This window comes from Methylobacterium sp. J-088 (assembly GCF_022829295.1).
Taxonomy (GTDB): domain Bacteria; phylum Pseudomonadota; class Alphaproteobacteria; order Rhizobiales; family Beijerinckiaceae; genus Methylobacterium.
On the sequence record NZ_JAKSYH010000279.1, the window covers coordinates 34,396 to 52,619 of the forward strand.

At 71.3% G+C, this 18,224-nt stretch carries 16 protein-coding genes; 12 read left to right on the plus strand and 4 right to left on the minus strand.

Annotated elements, in window-relative coordinates; genetic code table 11:
- Positions 1–56: 56 nt before the first annotated feature.
- Both MKK63_RS30935 and MKK63_RS30940 read right to left on the minus strand, forming a co-directional pair.
- Entirely contained in the window at positions 57–932 is an 876-nt protein-coding gene (locus tag MKK63_RS30935; RefSeq protein ID WP_244008284.1) for an SMP-30/gluconolactonase/LRE family protein, read from the minus strand.
- Positions 933–947: 15 nt separating this feature from the next.
- A complete protein-coding gene (locus tag MKK63_RS30940; RefSeq protein ID WP_244008285.1) occupies positions 948–2,243 on the minus strand; it encodes a sugar MFS transporter in 1,296 nt (431 codons plus the stop codon).
- Between the two features lie 156 nt (positions 2,244–2,399).
- Between MKK63_RS30940 and MKK63_RS30945 the strand changes: the two genes are divergently transcribed.
- A complete protein-coding gene (locus tag MKK63_RS30945) occupies positions 2,400–3,554 on the plus strand; it encodes an aldose epimerase family protein (protein WP_244008286.1) in 1,155 nt (384 codons plus the stop codon).
- Entirely contained in the window at positions 3,551–5,350 is a 1,800-nt protein-coding gene (locus MKK63_RS30950) for an IlvD/Edd family dehydratase (protein WP_244008287.1), read from the plus strand. Before MKK63_RS30945 ends, MKK63_RS30950 begins: the two co-directional genes overlap by 4 nt.
- A gap of 140 nt (positions 5,351–5,490) precedes the next feature.
- On the opposite strand, the gene MKK63_RS30955 is transcribed toward MKK63_RS30950, so the two are convergent.
- Positions 5,491–6,231: a FadR/GntR family transcriptional regulator gene (locus MKK63_RS30955; protein ID WP_244008288.1), complete on the minus strand. Its 741-nt coding sequence runs from the start codon at positions 6,229–6,231 to the stop codon at positions 5,491–5,493.
- Positions 6,232–6,372: 141 nt separating this feature from the next.
- Here MKK63_RS30955 and MKK63_RS30960 point away from each other — a divergent pair, with 141 nt between their 5' ends.
- The 4 genes from MKK63_RS30960 to MKK63_RS30975 all read left to right on the plus strand — a co-directional run bounded on the left by MKK63_RS30960 (position 6,373) and on the right by MKK63_RS30975 (position 11,584).
- Entirely contained in the window at positions 6,373–7,980 is a 1,608-nt protein-coding gene (locus MKK63_RS30960) for an aldehyde dehydrogenase (NADP(+)) (RefSeq protein WP_409564581.1), read from the plus strand.
- A gap of 88 nt (positions 7,981–8,068) precedes the next feature.
- Positions 8,069–9,052, plus strand: a complete 984-nt coding sequence (gene araD1 / locus MKK63_RS30965) for an AraD1 family protein (protein ID WP_244008290.1) — start codon at positions 8,069–8,071, stop codon at positions 9,050–9,052.
- Position 9,053: 1 nt separating this feature from the next.
- Positions 9,054–9,980, plus strand: coding sequence for a Gfo/Idh/MocA family protein (locus MKK63_RS30970; protein WP_244008291.1), 927 nt, complete (start codon positions 9,054–9,056; stop codon positions 9,978–9,980).
- A 122-nt stretch (positions 9,981–10,102) separates the two neighbouring features.
- On the plus strand, positions 10,103–11,584 hold the full coding sequence (locus tag MKK63_RS30975; RefSeq protein ID WP_244008292.1) for a carbohydrate porin: 1,482 nt from the start codon (positions 10,103–10,105) through the stop codon (positions 11,582–11,584).
- A 182-nt stretch (positions 11,585–11,766) separates the two neighbouring features.
- On the opposite strand, the gene MKK63_RS30980 is transcribed toward MKK63_RS30975, so the two are convergent.
- A complete protein-coding gene (locus tag MKK63_RS30980) occupies positions 11,767–11,967 on the minus strand; it encodes a hypothetical protein (RefSeq protein WP_243923758.1) in 201 nt (66 codons plus the stop codon).
- Between the two features lie 586 nt (positions 11,968–12,553).
- On the opposite strand from MKK63_RS30980, the gene msuE reads away from it, so the two are divergent.
- The 6 genes from msuE to ssuD all read left to right on the plus strand — a co-directional run bounded on the left by msuE (position 12,554) and on the right by ssuD (position 18,118).
- Positions 12,554–13,126, plus strand: coding sequence for an FMN reductase (msuE, locus tag MKK63_RS30985; RefSeq protein WP_244008293.1), 573 nt, complete (start codon positions 12,554–12,556; stop codon positions 13,124–13,126).
- An 8-nt stretch (positions 13,127–13,134) separates the two neighbouring features.
- Entirely contained in the window at positions 13,135–14,103 is a 969-nt protein-coding gene (locus MKK63_RS30990; protein WP_244008294.1) for an aliphatic sulfonate ABC transporter substrate-binding protein, read from the plus strand.
- Positions 14,104–14,108: 5 nt separating this feature from the next.
- Positions 14,109–15,161 (plus strand): sulfonate ABC transporter substrate-binding protein, encoded by a 1,053-nt coding sequence (locus MKK63_RS30995; protein ID WP_244008295.1) that lies wholly within the window; start codon positions 14,109–14,111, stop codon positions 15,159–15,161.
- Positions 15,161–15,943, plus strand: a complete 783-nt coding sequence (gene ssuC, locus MKK63_RS31000) for an aliphatic sulfonate ABC transporter permease SsuC (RefSeq protein WP_244008296.1) — start codon at positions 15,161–15,163, stop codon at positions 15,941–15,943. Before MKK63_RS30995 ends, ssuC begins: the two co-directional genes overlap by 1 nt.
- Positions 15,943–16,794: an ATP-binding cassette domain-containing protein gene (locus tag MKK63_RS31005; protein WP_244008297.1), complete on the plus strand. Its 852-nt coding sequence runs from the start codon at positions 15,943–15,945 to the stop codon at positions 16,792–16,794. The genes ssuC and MKK63_RS31005 overlap by 1 nt, the downstream gene beginning before the upstream one ends.
- A 148-nt stretch (positions 16,795–16,942) precedes the next feature.
- Complete coding sequence (gene ssuD / locus MKK63_RS31010; RefSeq protein ID WP_244008298.1) at positions 16,943–18,118, plus strand: FMNH2-dependent alkanesulfonate monooxygenase; 1,176 nt, start codon at positions 16,943–16,945, stop codon at positions 18,116–18,118.
- Positions 18,119–18,224 lie beyond the last annotated feature (106 nt).

The following is an 18,224-nucleotide window of genomic DNA, read 5'->3' on the forward strand; positions in this document are numbered from 1 at the left end:
CGGCGCCGCATCCCCCCATCCGGGGGAACACGGCCGGACCGTCGATCCGGTCGCCGTCAGCCCCCGAAGGCGCGGGGCGGCAGCCCGACCACGCCGACATCGAGCTCGAACAGCGCCCCGGCCTCCGGCACGCCCTCCGCCCCCCGCGACGCCGAGGTGACGAACAGGCGGTCGAGCCCGTCGCCCGCGAAGGCGCAGCTCGTGATGTTGGGGGCGGGCAGCGCGACCGTCCGGATCAGGCGTCCGTCCGGATCCACCCGGCTGATCCGGCTACCGCCCCAATGGGCGATCCAGAGGCAGCCTTCGGCATCCGTGGTCATCCCGTCGGGCCAGCCCCAGTCGTCAGGGAAACGCAGGAACGGCCGCTTGCCCGAGAGCGTCCCGTCCGCCGTGAGGTCGAAGGCGTAGACCGTCCTGGCGGCGCTGTCGCTGTGATAGATGATCCGGCCGTCGAGGCTGAAGGTCGGCCCGTTGGCGACCCCGTATTCGCCGTCCATCCGCTGCCAGGTCAGATCGGGGTCGAGCCGGTGCAGGGAGCCCGAGATTGCGGTCTCGGCCTGGTGCATGCTGCCGGCCCAGATCCGGCCGGCGAAATCCACCTTGGCGTCGTTCAGCCGGTTGTCCGGGTAGTCCGGCTCCGGATCGCCGACCGGCACGATGCGGTCGGCCTCGAAGTCGTAGGTCGCGAAGCCGCTCTTAAGCCCGACGACGAAATCCCGCCGGCCGGCGCGGGGGATGATCCAGCCCAAAGGCTCCGGGAAGGGCCGGCGGCCGGTCTCGCCGCGCGCGAGATCGAGCCAGTTCAAGGCCGGGGCCTCGATGTCGACCCAGAACAGCGTGCCCCGCTCCGGCACCCAGATCGGGCCCTCGCCGAGCCGGTCGCGCCCGATCTGGCTTCCGGAACGGGCAACGATGCGGATCCCTGATTCCATGACTTCGCCTTTCGGTCAGGCCGCGCGCGGGGCCCGGCAGCCCCAGACGGCGTAGAACAGCACGTAGAGTTCACAGGATGCGGTGATCAGGAAGGAGGTCTGCAGCCCGAACCGGTCCGCCGCCCAGCCCTGCACCACCACCAGGGAGCCCCCCGCGATCGCCATGATCAGCAGCCCCGCCCCCTTCTCGGTGAGCGGCCCGAGACCGCGGATGCCGAGGGTGAAGATCGTCGGGAACATGATCGCGTGGAACAGCCCCACCGCGATCAGCGCCCACATCGCCACCTGGCCCGTCGCGCAGGCCGCCACCAGCATCACCGCGCAGGCGCCGATCGCCGCCCCGGCGAGCACCGCCTCGGCCGGCCGGCTCTGCATCAGGTAGCTGCCGACGAAGCGGCCGATCATCATCCCGCCCCAGAGCAGGAACAGGTAGCGCGCGGCCTGGGCGTGGGTCAGGTCGCCGATCTCGGGCTGCGCCACGAAGCTGATGAACAGGTTCGACACCCCGATCTCGGCGATCAGGTAGATGAAGATCGCCGGCACGCCGAAGACGAGGTTGCGGTGTCGCCAGAGCGACCCGCTCACGCGCCCGGCCTTAACGGGCGCCTCACCGCCGATGGCCGGCAGCGGGAACCGGGCGATCACCACGGCGAGCACGATGAGCACCGCCGCCACGATCAGGTAGGGCAGCTGCACCGACTGCGCGTCGGCCAGCCGCTCGGCCGGGGTCAGGACGGTGCCCGCCGCGGCGTTGCCCGAGGTGGAGCGGCCGAGGATCAGATAGCCGCCGAACAGCGGCGCCAGGGTGGTGCCCAGCGCGTTGAACGCCTGCACGAGGTTGAGCCGCGCCGAGGCGCTCTCGGCCGGGCCGACCACCGCCACGTAGGGGTTGGCAGCGACCTGCAGCAGGGTGATGCCGCTCGCGATCACGAACAGGGCGGTCAGCGTGATCGCGTAGGAGACCTCACGGGAGGCCAGCACCATCCCGAAGGTGCCGGCCGCCATGATGCCGAGGCCGATCACCAGGGCGCGCTGGTAGCCGACCCGCGCGATCAGCTTCGCCGCCGGGAGCGAGGCCACGAAATACGCGATGAACCAGACCGACTCGATCAGCGTGGTCTGGGTGTAGTCGAGGTCGAACACGCTGCGCAGGTGCGGCAGCAGCGTGTTGTTGATCACCGTGATGAAGCCCCACATGAAGAACAGGCTGGCCAGCAGCGACAGGGCCGGGCGATAGCTCCCCTGATCCTGCGCGCCGGCCGCGGCCGTCCGGCCCGCCACCGGTCCGACGCTCGCGATCGGTGCTGCCATCGCGCGTTTCCTCTCCCTGTAGGCCACCGGACCGGTGCACCGAGTTGCCCGTTTCATTTGTCTGAGTATATACTGGATTCGCGGAGGTCAACAGCGCCCACCTGCGCGCGCCAGCGTAGGATCGGCGCAGCGGGGGATCCATCCGGGGAGGAAACGATGCGCGGCGTGGGACCTGTAACACTCTGCGCCGGCGCGACGATCCCGGCCCTGGCCCAGGCGGCCGAGCCGGTCCGGACCGTGTTCGTCACCTTGCCCGATGGCCGCACGGTCGAGGAGGTGACGCTGACCAACGGCCGGGGCGTCACGGCGCGGATCCTGTCCTGGGGCGCACTCCTGCGGACCCTCGACGTGCCGGACCGCGAAGGCAAGGTTGCCGACGTGGTGCTCGGCTACAACGACCTCGCGGGCTACCTCGCCAAGCCCCATTATTTCGGCGTGAGCGTCGGCCGCTACGCCAACCGCATTCGCGCGGGCCGCTTCACCCTCGACGGGCGGACCTACCGGCTCGCCACCAATGACGGCCCGAACGCCCTGCACGGCGGCGCGGCCGGCTTCGACAAGCGGCTCTGGACCATCACCGCCGTGACGGGCGGCGCCGCCCCCTCGGTGAGCCTGCGCTACGTCAGCCCGGACGGCGAGGAGGGCTATCCCGGCACCCTGACGGCGACCGTCACCTATCGGCTCGACGACACCGACACGCTGACCGTCACCTACGAGGCGACCACCGACCGGCCGACCATCGTCAACCTGACCAACCACAGCTTCTTCAACCTCGCGGGCGAGGGCTCGGGCCGCTCGGTCCTCGATCATATCCTGACCATCCCGGCCGAGCGCTACACGCCGGTCGACGCCACCCTGATCCCGACCGGGGAGCATCGTCCGGTGGCGGGTACGCCCTTCGACTTCCGCGAACCCACGGTGATCGGCGCGCGCATCCGCGACGGACGGGACATCCAGATCGTGCGCGGGCGGGGCTACGACCACAACTGGGTCGTGACCGACGCGCCCACCGCCGAGCCGCACCCCGTGGCGCGGGTCGAGGATCCGGAAACGGGCCGAATACTGGAGATTGCCAGCAACCAGCCGGGGGTGCAGTTCTATGCGGGCAACTTCCTCGACGCGACCGCGGTGGGCAAATCCGGCCTCGCCTACCGGCAGTCGGACGCCTTCGCGCTGGAGCCGGAGCTCTTTCCCGACACGCCGAACCAGCCGGCCTTCGGCTCGGCCCGGCTCGATCCCGGCCAGACCTACCGGAACGTGATCACCTACCGCTTCTTCTCGACCAGCCCCGCCCATCGGACCGACAAATGACCGATCCCAAGACCGCCCGGCTCCTGCGCTCCCGCGCGTGGTTCGACAACCCCGACAATATCGACATGACGGCGCTCTACCTGGAGCGCTACCTGAATTTCGGCCTCAGCCTGGAGGAGCTGCGCTCGGGCAAGCCGATCATCGGCATCGCCCAGACCGGCTCCGACCTGTCGCCGTGCAACCGCCACCACCTCGTCCTGGCCGAGCGGATCCGCGAGGGCATCCGCGAGGCCGGCGGCATCGTGCTCGAATTCCCGGTCCACCCGATCCAGGAGACCGGCAAGCGGCCGACCGCGGGGCTGGACCGGAACCTCGCCTATCTCGGTCTCGTGGAACTGCTCTACGGCTACCCGCTCGACGGCGTGGTGCTGACCACGGGCTGCGACAAGACCACCCCGGCCTGCCTGATGGCAGCCGCCACCGTGAACATCCCGGCCATCGCGCTCTCGGTCGGGCCGATGCTGAACGGCTGGTTCAAGGGCCAGCGCACGGGCTCGGGCACCATCGTCTGGAAGGCCCGCGAGATGCTGGCGGCGGGCGAGATCGACCATGACGGCTTCATCAAGCTCGTGACCTCGTCGGCGCCCTCCACGGGCTTCTGCAACACGATGGGCACGGCGACCACGATGAACACGCTGGCCGAGGCGCTCGGCATGATGCTGCCGGGCTCGGCGGCGATCCCGGCGCCCTACCGCGACCGGCAGGAGGTCGCCTACCTGACCGGCAAGCGCATCGTCGCCATGGTGGCGGAGGACCTGAAGCCCTCCGAGATCCTGACCCGCGACGCCTTCCTCAACGCCATCGTGGTCAACTCGGCGATCGGCGGCTCGACCAACGCGCCGATCCACCTCGCGGCGATCGCCCGCCACATGGGCGTCGAACTCGACATCGCCGACTGGCAGACCTACGGGCTCGACGTGCCGCTGCTGGTCAACCTGCAGCCGGCCGGCGCCTATCTCGGCGAGGATTACTACCGCGCCGGCAGCCTGCCGGCGGTGGTGGCCCAACTGATGAGCCGCGGCCTGATCCGCGAGGGCGCCCTGACGGTCAACGGCCGCACGATCGGCGACAATTGCCGGGGCGCGACGATCGAGGACGCGGACGTGATCCGGCCGATCGACAAGCCCCTGAAGGACGCGGCCGGCTTCCTCGTGCTGCGCGGCAACCTGTTCGAGGCCGCGGTGATGAAGACCAGCGTGATCGGCGAGGAATTCCGCAACCGCTACCTGTCGAACCCCGAGGATCCGGACGCGTTCGAGGGCCCGGTCGTGGTGTTCGACGGGCCGGAGGATTACCACCACCGGATCGACGACCCGAGCCTCGGCATCACCGAGGAGACCCTGCTGGTGATGCGGGGCGCCGGGCCGGTGGGCTATCCCGGCGCGGCCGAGGTGGTGAACATGCGCCCGCCTGCGGACCTGATCCGGGCCGGCGTGCACGCGCTGCCGTGCCTCGGCGACGGGCGGCAATCCGGCACGTCGGCGTCGGCGTCGATCCTCAACGCCTCGCCGGAGGCGGCGGCCGGCGGCGGCCTCGCGCTGCTGCGCACCGGCGACCGGGTGCGGGTCGACCTGCGCCGGGGCACCGCCGACATGCTGGTGGACGCGGACGAGTTGGAGCGCCGCCGACAGGCCCTGGAGGCGGCGGGCGGCTACGCCTACCCGGCCTCGCAGACGCCCTGGCAGGCGATGCAGCGCGCCACCGTCGGGCAGATGCACACGGGCGCGATCCTGGAGGGCGCCGAGCGCTTCCAGCGCATCGCCCAGACCAGCGGCCTGCCGCGCGACAACCACTGACCGGCACAAGGTCCCGGATTCGAAAGGTCCGGGACCTTTCGCGGGTGCAGGGCGGAGCCCGCTGGGTTCGGGCAAAGCCCGATTGTCGGGCTCCGCCCCGACACCCCGCCAAAGGGCTCGCCCTTTGGAAACCCGGATTCTTACGGCCGCAGCGCCAGTTCGGTGTCGGCGAGGGCGAGGCGGACCAGCTCGGTCATGGTCCGGCGGGCGGCCTCCGGATCGCCCGCCACGATCGCCTCGTAGAGGGCGCGGTGATCGGGCATCGGGTTCCGGGGCAGGCTCTGGCGGCGGTGCTTGAAGATCGTCGTCCACGTGACGGCCGCCGCGATGGAACTCGACAGGGCGATCAGCGGCCCGTTGCGGGCCGCCTCCAGGATCGCGGTGTGGAAGGCCTGGTCGGCGGCCCGGCCATCGTCCGTGCTGAGGCCATGACGGCCCATCTCCTCCAGGGAATGGCCCATCCGGGCGAGGTCGACACCCGAGCGCCGCGCGGCCGCCAGCGCCGCCGCGGCCGGCTCCACGATCATCCGCAGCTCGAACAGGTCGCGGATGAACGCCTCGCTGGGCTCCGATTCGAAGGTCCAGGCCAGGATGTCCGGATCGAGCAGGTTCCAGCGGCTGCGCTGGCTCACCCGCGTCCCGGTGCGCGGGCGGCTCTCCACCAGCCCCTTGGCGCTCAGGATCCGAATCGCCTCGCGATAGGCGGTTCTGGAAACCTTGAGTTGCTCCGAAAATTCGATCTCCCCGGGCAGCACGTCGCCCGGCGCGTAACGCCCACTCAGGATCGCCACCCCGAGATCGCGCGCCACCGAGCCGTGGATGCGACGCGAGCCTGACGCAAGCGGGAGCCTGATATCCTCGTGTCCGCGAAGCTGTCTCACCCACGACCTCCAGTCCGAGCCACGGGACGGGCCAGGATCCGAAGATCGTACCCGGAAGTTGTAGGATCGCAAGCACCAACACCCATAAGCGATATAGATGAGGCGCTTGCGGCTCAGATCGAAAAGATCTAACCTATTTGTATTAGTAAACAACCTGAAGGCAATGCGGCAATCCGCGGCACCGCCCTGGTCGGCGAAGCGGACGTGACCACGCTGGAGACGTTCCGGGCCGTCGATGCGGCGACCGGTGCGGCCCTGGATCCGGCCTTCGCATCCGCGGGCGCCGGAGAGGTCGCGGCCGCCTGCGCGCTGGCGGAGGCCGCGTTCCCGAGCTTCTCGGAGACCGATCCCGGGACGCGGGCGGATTTCCTCGAAGCGGCGGCCGCGGCGATCGCCGATCTCGGCCCGGCGCTGATCGAGCGTGCGATGGCGGAGACCGGGCTGCCCCAGGCGCGCCTGGAGGGTGAGCGCGGCCGCACGATCGGGCAGCTGCGCCTGTTCGCGAACCTCGTCCGCTCGGGCGACTGGGTGGAGGCGACGATCGATCCGGCGCAGCACAAGCGCCAGCCGCTGCCCCGGCCGGACCTGCGCCGACGTCACGTCGCCCTCGGGCCGGTGGCGGTGTTCGGGGCGTCGAACTTCCCGCTCGCGTTCTCGGTGGCGGGGGGCGACACGGCCTCGGCGCTCGCGGCGGGCTGCCCGGTGGTGGTGAAGGGTCACCCGGCCCATCCGGGGACCGGGGAGCTGGTCGCCCGGGCCCTGCGCGCCGCGGTGGCGGCGAGCGGCCTGCACGCAGGCGTGTTCTCCTACCTGCCGGGGCCGTCGAACGCGCTGGGCACCGCCCTGGTGGCGGATCCGCGGATCAAGGCCGTGGGCTTCACCGGCTCACGTGGAGGCGGGCTGGCGCTGATGCGCGTGGCGGCCGGCCGGCCCGAGCCGATCCCGGTCTATGCCGAGATGAGCGCGGTCAATCCCGTCCTGCTCCTGCCCGCGGCCCTGCGGGCCCGGGGCGCGGCCCTGGCCACGGGCTTCGTACAGTCGCTCACGATGGGAGCGGGGCAGTTCTGCACCAATCCGGGCCTGCTGATCGGGATCGCCGGCCCCGAGCTCGACGCCTTCGCGCAGGCCGCCGGGGCGGCGATCCGCGAGAGTGCGCCGCACACGATGCTGACGGCCGAGATCCGCGCCCGGTTCGAGGGCGCCGTCGCCGCGATGGCCGAACGCCCGGGGGTGACGGTGGCCGCCCGCGGCGAGAAGGCGGGGCCGGGGGGCGCCCCCGCCGCGCTGCTGCGCACGGAGGCGCGCCACCTGCTGGCGGACCCCGCGCTGACCGAGGAGATGTTCGGCCCCGCGGGGATCCTCGTGATAGCCGCCGACGCCGCGGAGATCACCCGGGTGATCGAATCCCTCGGGGGGCAGCTCACCGCGACGCTGCACCTCGACCCGGCGGACGAGCCGCTGGCCGCCGAACTGGTGCCGCTGCTGGCGCGCAAGGCCGGGCGTGTCCTCGCCAATGGCTGGCCGACCGGCGTGGAGGTCTGCCACGCGATGGTGCATGGCGGCCCGTTCCCGGCGACCTCGGATTGCCGCACCACCTCGGTCGGCACCCTGGCGATCGAGCGGTTCCTGCGCCCGGTCTGCTATCAGGACCTGCCCGAGGCGCTGCTGCCGCCGCCCCTGCGCCCGGACAATCCCTGGCATCTCGCGCGCCGGATCGACGGCCTCCACGAACCGCAATCGGGCCACTGACGGGCCGCCGCGCGGTCTGCCTCGGCCGCGCATCGGGACGGCCCGCAGAGGCCGCCGAAGAAGAGACGCCCCGGGGGGGGGACTTTCGATGGGACGATCACTCCTACAATTCGAGTCCGCGGACGGGCAGCGCGGCATCGCCCTACTGGCGAATGGCGTGGCGCGGCCGGTGCCCGGCGTCCGGACCGTGTTGGAGCTGGCGCGGAAGGCCCTCGCGGCGGGGGACGATCTGGCCGTCACGGCGGAGCGGGCCGGGCTGTCCGAAGTCATTGATCTGGCGTCCGTTCGCCTGCTGCCACCGGTGGACCACGCGGATCCCGCACACCTGCTGCTCAGCGGCACCGGGCTGACCCATCTCGGCTCGGCCGAGGGCCGCGACAAGATGCATCGCGCCGCCGCCTCGGCCGATCCGGCGCCGACCGACTCGATGCGGATGTTCCGGATGGGCGTCGAGGGCGGCAAGCCGGCCCCCGGCGAGACCGGCGTCGAGCCCGAATGGTTCTACAAGGGCGATGGCAGCGCCATCGTGGGGACCGGCGAGCCGCTGGTCTCCCCCGCCTTCGCGCTCGACGGCGGCGAGGAGCCGGAGATCGCCGGGATCTACCTGATCGACGCCGACGGGACCCCGGTGCGCCTCGGCTTCGCCCTGGCCAACGAGTTCTCCGACCATGTGACCGAGCGCGGCAATTACCTCTGGCTCGCGCATTCGAAGCTCCGCCCGGCGGCGCTCGGTCCGGAACTCTGGCTCGGCGCGCTGCCGCCGGACGTGCGCGGCACGAGCCGCGTCCTGCGCGACGGCGCCGTGCTCTGGGAGAAGCCGTTCCTCTCCGGGGAGGCGAACATGTCCCACAGCCTCGACAACCTGGAGCGGCACCACTTCAAGTACGCGCTGTTCCGTCGGCCCGGCGACGTGCACGTGCATTTCTTCGGGACCGCCACCCTGTCGTTCAGCGACGGGATCGCGGCCCGGCCGGGCGACGTGTTCGAGATCGCGGCGGCGCCATTCTCGCTCCCCCTGCGCAATCCTCTGGCGGTCGCGCCGGCCGCCGACATCCCCGTGCGTGTGCTGTGAGATGACGAATCCGATCCGCATCGGGCTGGTGGGCGTCGGCAAGATCGCCCGGGACCAGCATCTGCCGGTGATCGGCGCCTCGCCGGACTACACACTTGTGGCGGTGGCGAGCCGCCATGGCGAATACGCGGGCGTGCCCAATTACCGGACGCTACCCGAGATGCTGGCGGGGCAGGGCGACCTCCAGGCCGTCGCCCTGTGCCAGCCGCCGCAGGCGCGGTTCGAGGCCGCCCTGGCGGCGATCGAGGCGGGGCTGCACGTCTTCCTGGAGAAGCCGCCGGGGGCGACCCTGGCCGAGGTCGGGCTCCTCGCCGAGGCCGCGCGCAAGCGGGGGGTGAGCCTGTTCGCGAGCTGGCATTCCCGGTTCGCGCCCGGGGTCGAGCCCGCGCGCGACTGGCTGTCCACGCGCCGGATCCGGTCGGTGTCGATCGCCTGGATGGAGGACGTGCGGCACTGGCATCCGGGCCAGGACTGGATCTGGGACGCCGGCGGGATGGGCGTGTTCGATCCGGGGATCAACGCCCTGTCGATCGCCACCCACATCCTGCCGCCGTTCTTCCTCACCGGCGCGACCCTGGAGGTTCCGGAGAACCGGCAGGCGCCGATCGCCGCCAACCTGCGCTTCACCGACGCCGCCGGCACCCCGATCCACGCCACGTTCGACTGGCGCCAGACCGGTCCGCAGACCTGGGACATCCGCGTCGAGACCGAGGACGGGCCCCTGGTCCTGTCGCGGGGCGGCGCGGCCCTGACCCTCGACGGTCGCGACCACGCGTTGCCACCCGAGGCCGAGTATCGCGGCCTCTACGACCGCTTCGCCGCCCTGGTCCGCTCCGGCGCCAGCGACGTCGACCTGAATCCACTGATCCACGCCGCCGACGCTTTTCTGCGCGGCGAGCGCCGCAGCGTGGAGGCCTTCACGGACTGACCGGGGAGGGCCCCTGCGGGGACACGAACGCGACAGAGCCCAGAAGGCCGCGCGGTTAAGGGGGAGTCATTATGGCAAGGAAGCAGACACGGTGGGCAGCGTTCGCGCTGTGCGCCGCAACGATGACGGCTGGCGTCAGCGCGGCCGAGGCTCAGGTCGCGGCTACGGCGCCGGACGGGGGGCCGCCTCTGGTCAATCCGGGGCCGAAGGCCAGCCCGGCACGCAAGGCGCAGTACCGGGCGAACCGCGCCCGGCGGCGGGTGATCCGTGAGGGTCGGAGCTTCGCGGGCGCGAGCAGCGCGGCGGCCTCGGGCATCGCGCAGGGCATCGCCGCGGCCCCGCCGTCGCTGCCGCCCGGCACCGTCGACCTCGGGCACGGGGTGACCGCGATCCTGAACTACACGGGCGAGTTCGCCGCCAATCCGTCCGGCGGCCGGCGCCAGGGCTCGGACTATGCCGGCCAGGTGTTCTTCGGCCTCGACGCCGATCTCGGCCGCCTCGCCGGGGTCGAGGGCGGCGCGGTGCACGCCATCGTGACCCAGCGCCACGGGCGCGGCATATCGAACGACTTCATCGCCAACACCACCAGCGTGCAGGAGATCCAGGGCGGTGGCCAGACCGCGCATCTCACTGCATTGTCCTATGAGCAGAAGCTGTTCGACAACCGCCTCGATATCGAGTTCGGCCGCGTCCTGGCCAACCCGAACTTCCTGGCCTCGCCGTTCTACTGCAACTTCCAGAACAACGGCATCTGCGGCGCGCCGAAGGGCGCGTTCAAGATGACGAACATCACGTGGTGGCCGATCGCCACCTGGGGTGCTCACGCCAAGGCCTGGGTCACCGACAAGGTGTTCGTGCATGCCGGCGTCTACGAGGTGAATCCACGCGATCAGCAGGACAACCAGAACGGGATCGACTGGTCGACCCGCGGCGCCACCGGCGTCGTGGTGCCGGTGGAGGTCGGCTACTCGACCAATTTCGGCAACGACCCGCTGCCGCGCAACTACGGCCTCGGCGCGATCATCGATCAATCGGACTACAAGGATCCGGTTCAGGACGTCCGCCGGACCTCCTATCTGCTCAGCGGCCTCGATCCGCTGACCCGGTTCGGCCGGTCGGCGATCTACGCCCGGTTCGACCAGATGGTGTGGCGTCCGGATCCGACCGGCGTCCAGGGCCTGACCCTGTTCGGGGCCTTCCTCGCCGGGACCGGCGGGCGGCAGTTCGAGGATTACTTCCTGAACGGCGGCGCCGTCCTCACCGGCACCTTCGCGGGCCGGCCCTACGACACGATCGGCTTCGGCTTCTCGTGGGAGCACTTCTCGCCGCTGGGTACCGCCAATCTCCGGGCGGCGCGCGCCAAGGTCGGCCTGGGCTACGGTGGTGTCTCCTCGTCGCAGACCATCCTGGAGGTGAACTACGGCATCCAGCTGACCCCGGCGATCCGGCTGATGCCGAACCTGCAATACGTCATCAACCCGCAATTGCAGGAGCGCTACTTCGCTCAGCCCAAGCGCGTTCCCGACGCCTTCGTGGTCGGCGCGAAGCTCTCGGTGGACCTGTTCACCCTGGCGGGCTTTGCCAAGGGCCCCGGCAGCCTCTGAGGCACCGCCCCCGCGGGCCGGCCCCGGCCGGCCCGCGGATCACCGACCGACACGGCCGCGCGGGTCCTCCGCGCGGCCGTTCTCGTTTCCAGTCGGCGGGAGCCGTGCACGAAAAAGGGCCAGCCGCGATGGCTGACCCCGATCGTCCGGCCTCCGCTGCGACGCGGAGGGTTCCGCAGGCCTCACTCGGCCGCGGTCATCTCGGCGGTGAAGTGGCCGCACCAATCGTTCGTGGACACCACCGGCCACAGGCCCTTGGACTCCGGCTCCGGCTGGCTGACCGGCGGATTGAACCGGCACAGGCCGGCATCGGCCTGGGGCGCCGGGCCATTGCCGGTGTGCTCGTCGAAGAACTTGCAGCTCTCGCAATGGGCGTTGGCCATGTTCCGTATCTCCCGATGAGGATCGGCTCCGCGCCGCTCTGTTGCGAATTAGAACAACTACAATCTGGAAGTCAAGGGTGAAGACCAGATCCGGGCCCCTGGCCGTCGGGCGGAATGGTCTGGCGCGAGGAGCCTGAAGCGACAGGTCTGGGGCTCGACGGGCCGGCCGATCCGGCGGTGGGGCCAGCCCGATTCCGCCCCGGAGGGCGCGGCCGGGCGCCCGCCGCGGACCGCGCGCATCCAAACGAGAACCTTCTCCGTAGGCCGCCTCGGACGATAAAATCGAACTCCTCTCCTGGCGATCGGTAGATCTGACCGGCGCCCAGGGTCTTGACCGGGCGTCATCGCCCGATCCACCGCGAAAAACTCCAGTCGATCGCGAGATAGAACTTCACCATCGCGCGCAGATTACGGGGAGAATGTTTTTCTCTACCCAATGAATAGGGAAAAGCGTTTCATTGACCTGCGACAGGCAGGCCATCAATTCTAGCGCTCCGTCCGGATGCCCGGCGGCGGCGCCGTCGCGTCCCGACCGGACCGTCGCACCGGCCCGCCACGGCAAGGCACCTGAGCAAGGCACCAGAGCATGACACGACCGAGACTCGTCGGGCTGAGCGCGAACGTGCAGCGGCCGTCCAAGACCCGCGCGCTGGTCGATGCGGTGCTGGGCGAAGCCAGCGCACAGGCCGCCCTCGACGTCCGCATCCTGGACTTCGTCGATGCCGGCCCCGGCCTCGGTGCCGCCTGGACCCGCGATCAGCTCCCGCCCGCCGCCCGGTCGGTGCTCGATGCGATCGAGGCGGCGGACGGGCTGGTGGTCGGCTCGCCGGTCTACAAGGGCGCCTATACCGGCCTGTTCAAGCACCTGTTCGACCTCGTCGATCCGGCGGCGCTGGCCGGCAAGCCGGTGGCCATCGTGGCGACGGGCGGCGGCGCGCGCCACGCCCTCGTGGTCGAGCACGCCTTCCGGCCGCTGTTCGGCTTCTTCGGCGCGCTCCAGATCCCCACCGCGGTCTACGCCTCGGACACGGATTTCCACGCGGGCGTGCTGACCGAGGCCGGCGTGCAGGCCCGGGCCGCGGAAGCCGGCGCCCAGCTCGCCGCGCTCCTCGTCCACCGCACCGCGACGGCCCCGCTCGCCCTCGCGGCCGCCGAGTGAGCCCCACGATGCTCGACCGCCGCGCCCTCCTCGCCGCCTTCGCCGCCCTTCCGGCGGCCCTTCCGGCGGGCTTCGCAGCCCGGGGCGCCCGCGCGGCCGAGCCGGGCGTGCTCCGGATCGGCTACCAGAAGAACGGCATCCTGGTGGTCGCCAGGCAGCAGGGGATCATCGAGCGCCGTTTGGCGCCCCTTGGCCACACGGTGCGCTGGGTCGAGTTCTCGTTCGGTCCGCCGCTGCTCGAGGCTCTGGCGCTGGATGGGATCGATTTCGGGCAGACCGGCGACGCGCCGCCGATCTTCGCGCAGGCCGCGCGGTCCAACCTCGTCTACGCGGCCGCCCAGGAGGCCGGCGGCTCCGGCGCTGGGATCCTGCTGCCGAAGGGCTCGGGCATCCGCAGCCTCGCCGACCTCAAGGGCAAGCGCGTCGCCTTCGCCAAGGCGTCGAGCGCCCACAACCTGACCATCGCGGCTCTGGAGAAGGCCGGGCTGACCTATGCCGATATCGAGCCCGTGACCCTGGCGCCCGCGGACGCGGCGGCGGCCTTCGCCCGGGGCAGCATCGACGCCTGGACGATCTGGGACCCGTACTTCGCCATCGCCGAGGCCGGGGAGGGGGTGCGCATCCTCGCCTCCGCCACCGAGATCGCCCCGCAGACCAACTTCTTCCTGGCAAGCCGCCCCTTCGCGGAGGGCCGGGCTCCCGTGCTCGCCGCCGCCATCGACGCCCTCGGCGAGGTGGCGACGTGGTGCACGCAGAATCGCGGCGCGGTCGCCGAGCTCCTGTCGCAGGGCACCGGCGTCCCCCTCGCCGCGACACGCCGGGCGGTGGACCGGACCGACTACGTGATCGGGCCGATGACCGAGCGCGTGATCGCCGCGCAGCAGCGGGTCGCCGACCGCTTCCACGCCCTGAAGCTGATCCCGAAACCGATCCGGATCGCCGACGCGGTCTGGGCCGCCCCCGCCCGCAACGGCTGAGACCCATGACCGACCGCCTGCCCCGTACCCTGCCTCTGCCGCACCCCGCCGGCCTCGCCCCGAACCGCCGCCTGCTCCTCTCGGCCGGGCTCGGCCTCGCGGCGGCCGCGGTGCTGCGCCCCGCGCGCGCCGCCGGCAGCATCCGGATCGGCTATCAGAAATACGGCTCCCTCGTGCTGCTGAAGGGCCGCGGCACCCTGGAGAAAGCGCTCCAGCCCCTGGGCACCACGGTGTCGTGGTCGGAATTCCCGTCCGGGCCGCCGCTCTTGGAGGCGCTGAATGCCGGGGCGATCGATTTCGGCTCGGCCGGGGAGGCCCCGCCGATCTTCGCGCAGGCCGCGAGCCCGGAGCTGCGCTACGTCGCCGCCGAGCCGCCGGCCCCCCGGGGCGAGGCGATCCTCGTGCCGAAGGACAGCCCGGTGACGCGCGTCGCCGACCTGCGCGGCAAGACCATCGCGCTCAACAAGGGCTCGAACGTCCACTTCCTGCTGGTGCGCGCCCTGGAGCAGGCGGGCATGCCCTACGATGCGGTGAAGCTCGCCTTCCTGGCCCCGGCCGACGCCAACGCCGCCTTCGTGCGCGGCTCGGTCGATGCCTGGGTGATCTGGGACCCGTTCCAGGCCGCCGCCGAGCGCGCCACCGGCGCCCGGGTCCTGGTCGACGGCAGAGGGGCAGACGGCAAGGGGCCCGACGGGACAGGAATCGCCCCCAACCGGCAGTTCTACCTGTCCCGACGCGGATTCATGGATCCGAATGCCGAGATCGTGTCGGCCGTGCTCAAGGCGCTCGGCGAGATCGAGGCCTGGGCCGAGGGCCATGCCGAGTCCGTGGCGGCGGAACTCGCCCCCTCGGTGGGCATCCCCGCCCCGGTCCTGAGCGTCGCGCTCGGCCGCCTGTCCTACGGCGTCGCGCCCCTCGACGCGGCGACGATCGCCGACCAGCAGAAGGTCACGGACGCATTCCACGACCTCGGCCTCCTGCCGAAGCCGATCCGGGTCGCCGACGCGGTCTGGACGCCGCCCGGGGGCAAGGCCGGAACCCAAGCGGAGGCCCGCTGATGCCCGCATCCAAGCACGAACGCCTGCGCGATGCCGCGATCCCCTGGCTGCTGCCGACCGTGATCCTCCTCGGCTGGCAGGCCGCGGTCTCGGTCGGGCTCGTCTCCAACCGGTTCATGCCGGCGCCCCTCGACGTGGCCCGGGCCGGCTGGGAGGCCGGTCGGACCGGGGAGCTCTGGACCAATCTCGGGGTCAGCACCCTGCGGGCGCTGGCGGGCTTCGTGGTCGGTGGCGGGATCGGCTTCGCGCTCGGCCTCGCCAACGGCCTGTCGCGCCTGTCGGAGCGGCTGACCGACACCTCGGTGCAGATGGTGCGCAACGTGCCCCACCTGTCGCTGATCCCGCTGGTGATCCTGTGGTTCGGCATCGGCGAGGAGGCCAAGCTGTTCCTCGTGGCGCTCGGCGTGTTCTTCCCGATCTACGCCAACACCCTGCACGGGATCCGCTCGGTGGATCCGGGCCTCGTCGAGATGGGCCGGGTCTACGGCATGTCGCGGACAGAGCTGTTCACCCGGGTGGTGCTGCCCGGCGCGCTGCCGTCGATCTTCGTGGGCCTGCGCTACGCGCTCGGCATCATGTGGCTGACCCTGATCGTCGCCGAGACGATCTCGGCCTCCTCGGGGCTCGGCTACATGGCCATGCAGGCCCGCGAGTTCATGCTGGTCAACGTCGTCGTACTGGCAATCCTGATCTACGCCGCCCTGGGCAAGCTCGCCGACGCCCTGACCCGCCAGTTCGAGCGCACCTGCCTCGCCTGGAACCCCGCCTACAGGAGCGCCTGATGCTGCTCGACGCCGTCCGCCGCGAGGCGCTCCCCGACGACGCGGTCCCCCGCGCCGATGCCCGGCCGGCGGGCAGCCCACCCCCGGCGGAGCGCGCCGGCCGCGGGATCGCCGTCACCGTCCGCGACCTGCACAAGAGCTTCGACGGCCATACGGTCATCGAAGGCCTGAACCTGTTCCTGCCGGCCGGCGGATTCACCGCGGTGGTCGGCCGGTCCGGTTGCGGCAAGAGCACCCTGCTGCGCCTGATCCTCGGGCTGGAGACGCCGACCGGCGGCCGGATCGACCTGGACGGGACGGCCGGCAGCCCGCGCCGGTCCGAGCCGCCGAAGCGGATCATGTTCCAGGAGCCGCGGCTCCTGCCCTGGGCGCGGGTCGTCGACAACGTCGCGGTCGGTCTCTCCGGCCACGGCACCCGGGCCGAGCGCCGGGAGCGGGCGCGGGCCGCGCTCGGCGAGGTCGGCCTCGCCGAGAAGGCGGGGCAATGGCCCGCGACCCTGTCGGGCGGCCAGCGGCAGCGCGTGGCGCTCGCCCGGGCGCTGGTGAGCCGGCCGGGCCTGCTCGCCCTCGACGAGCCGCTCGGGGCGCTGGACGCCCTGACCCGCATCGACATGCAGGATCTGATCGAGCGGATCTGGCAGGCGCAAGGGTTTACCGCGCTCCTCGTCACCCACGACGTCGCCGAGGCGGTGGCTTTGGCCGACCGGATCCTCGTGGTCGAGGCGGGCCGCATCGCCCTCGACCTGCGGGTCGAGGTGCCGCGCCCGCGCCGGCGCGGGGACCCGGATCTCGCACGCCTCGAAGGCCGTATTCTCGATCATCTGCTGGGTGGGTCCGAGACGCCCGTGTGACTGGGTTCCCAAAGGGCGAGCCCTTTGGCGGGGTGTCGGGGCGGAGCCCCGATATCGGGCAAAGCCCGACTGCAGGGCGCTGCCCTGCACCCGCAAAAGGTCTCGACCTTTTGAAACCTCTGACTTTCGATCAGCAAGGACAAACCCAATGACCGCACCGACTGACGGGCGCGCCGACGTCCTCTGGTTTCTGCCGACCCACGGCGACGGCCGCTATCTCGGCGCTCAGGAAGGGGCCCGGGAGGTCTCGCTCAACTATCTCCGGCAGATCGCGCAGGGCGCGGACGACCTCGGCTATTACGGCGTGCTGCTGCCCACCGGGCGCTCCTGCGAGGATTCCTGGATCGTCGCCTCGGCGCTGGCGCCGCTGACGAAGAACCTGCGCTTCCTCGTGGCCGTCCGGCCGGGCCTGATGGAGCCGTCTGCTGCGGCCCGCATGACCTCGACGCTCGACCGGATCTCGGATGGGCGCCTGCTGATCAACGTCGTCACCGGCGGCGACCCGGTGGAGCTGGCCGGCGACGGCGTGTTCCTGTCCCACGACGAACGCTACGCGGTCACCGACGAGTTCCTGACGATCTGGCGCGGCCTGCTGGCGGGCGAGACCGTGACCTTCCAGGGCGAGCACCTGCGCGCCGAGAACGGCCGGCTGATCTACCCGCCGGTGCAGAAGCCCTATCCGCCGCTCTATTTCGGCGGCTCCTCGCCGGCCGGCATCGCGGTGGCGGCCGACCATTGCGACGTCTACCTCACCTGGGGTGAGCCCCCGGCCCAGGTCGCGGAGAAGATTGCTTTGGCGCGTCAGGCCGCCGAGGCGAAGGGCAAGACTTTCTCGTACGGCATCCGCCTGCACGTGATCGCCCGGGAGACGGAGGCGCAAGCCTGGGAGGCGGCCGAGCGGCTGATCTCGAAGCTCGACGACGCCACCATCGCCAAGGCGCAGGAAACCCTGAAGCGGCAGGATTCCGTCGGACAGAGCCGGATGATGGCGCTCCACGGCGGCAGCCGCGACAAGCTCGTGGTCTCGCCGAACCTCTGGGCCGGTGTCGGCCTCGTGCGCGGCGGCGCCGGGACGGCCCTCGTCGGCTCGGCCGATCAGGTCGCCGACCGGATGAAGGCGTATATCGATCTCGGGATCGACCGCTTCATCCTCTCGGGCTACCCGCATCTGGAGGAGGCCTACCGCTTCGCCGAGCTGGTCTTCCCGAAGCTGCCCTTGCGCGCCACCACCGGCCGCCCTTCCACCAACGCACGCAACGACGGCCCGTTCGGCGAGATCATCGCCAACGACCTCGTGCCGGCCCGGCGCGCCGGGGCGCATTGACCCGGGAGATCAGCCATGCCCTTCAGTATCGGGCATGGCTGATCTGCATTCGCGTCACCCGAACGTCACGGTGACGCCATCCTTGGCGTCCATCCGCCTCGTCCAT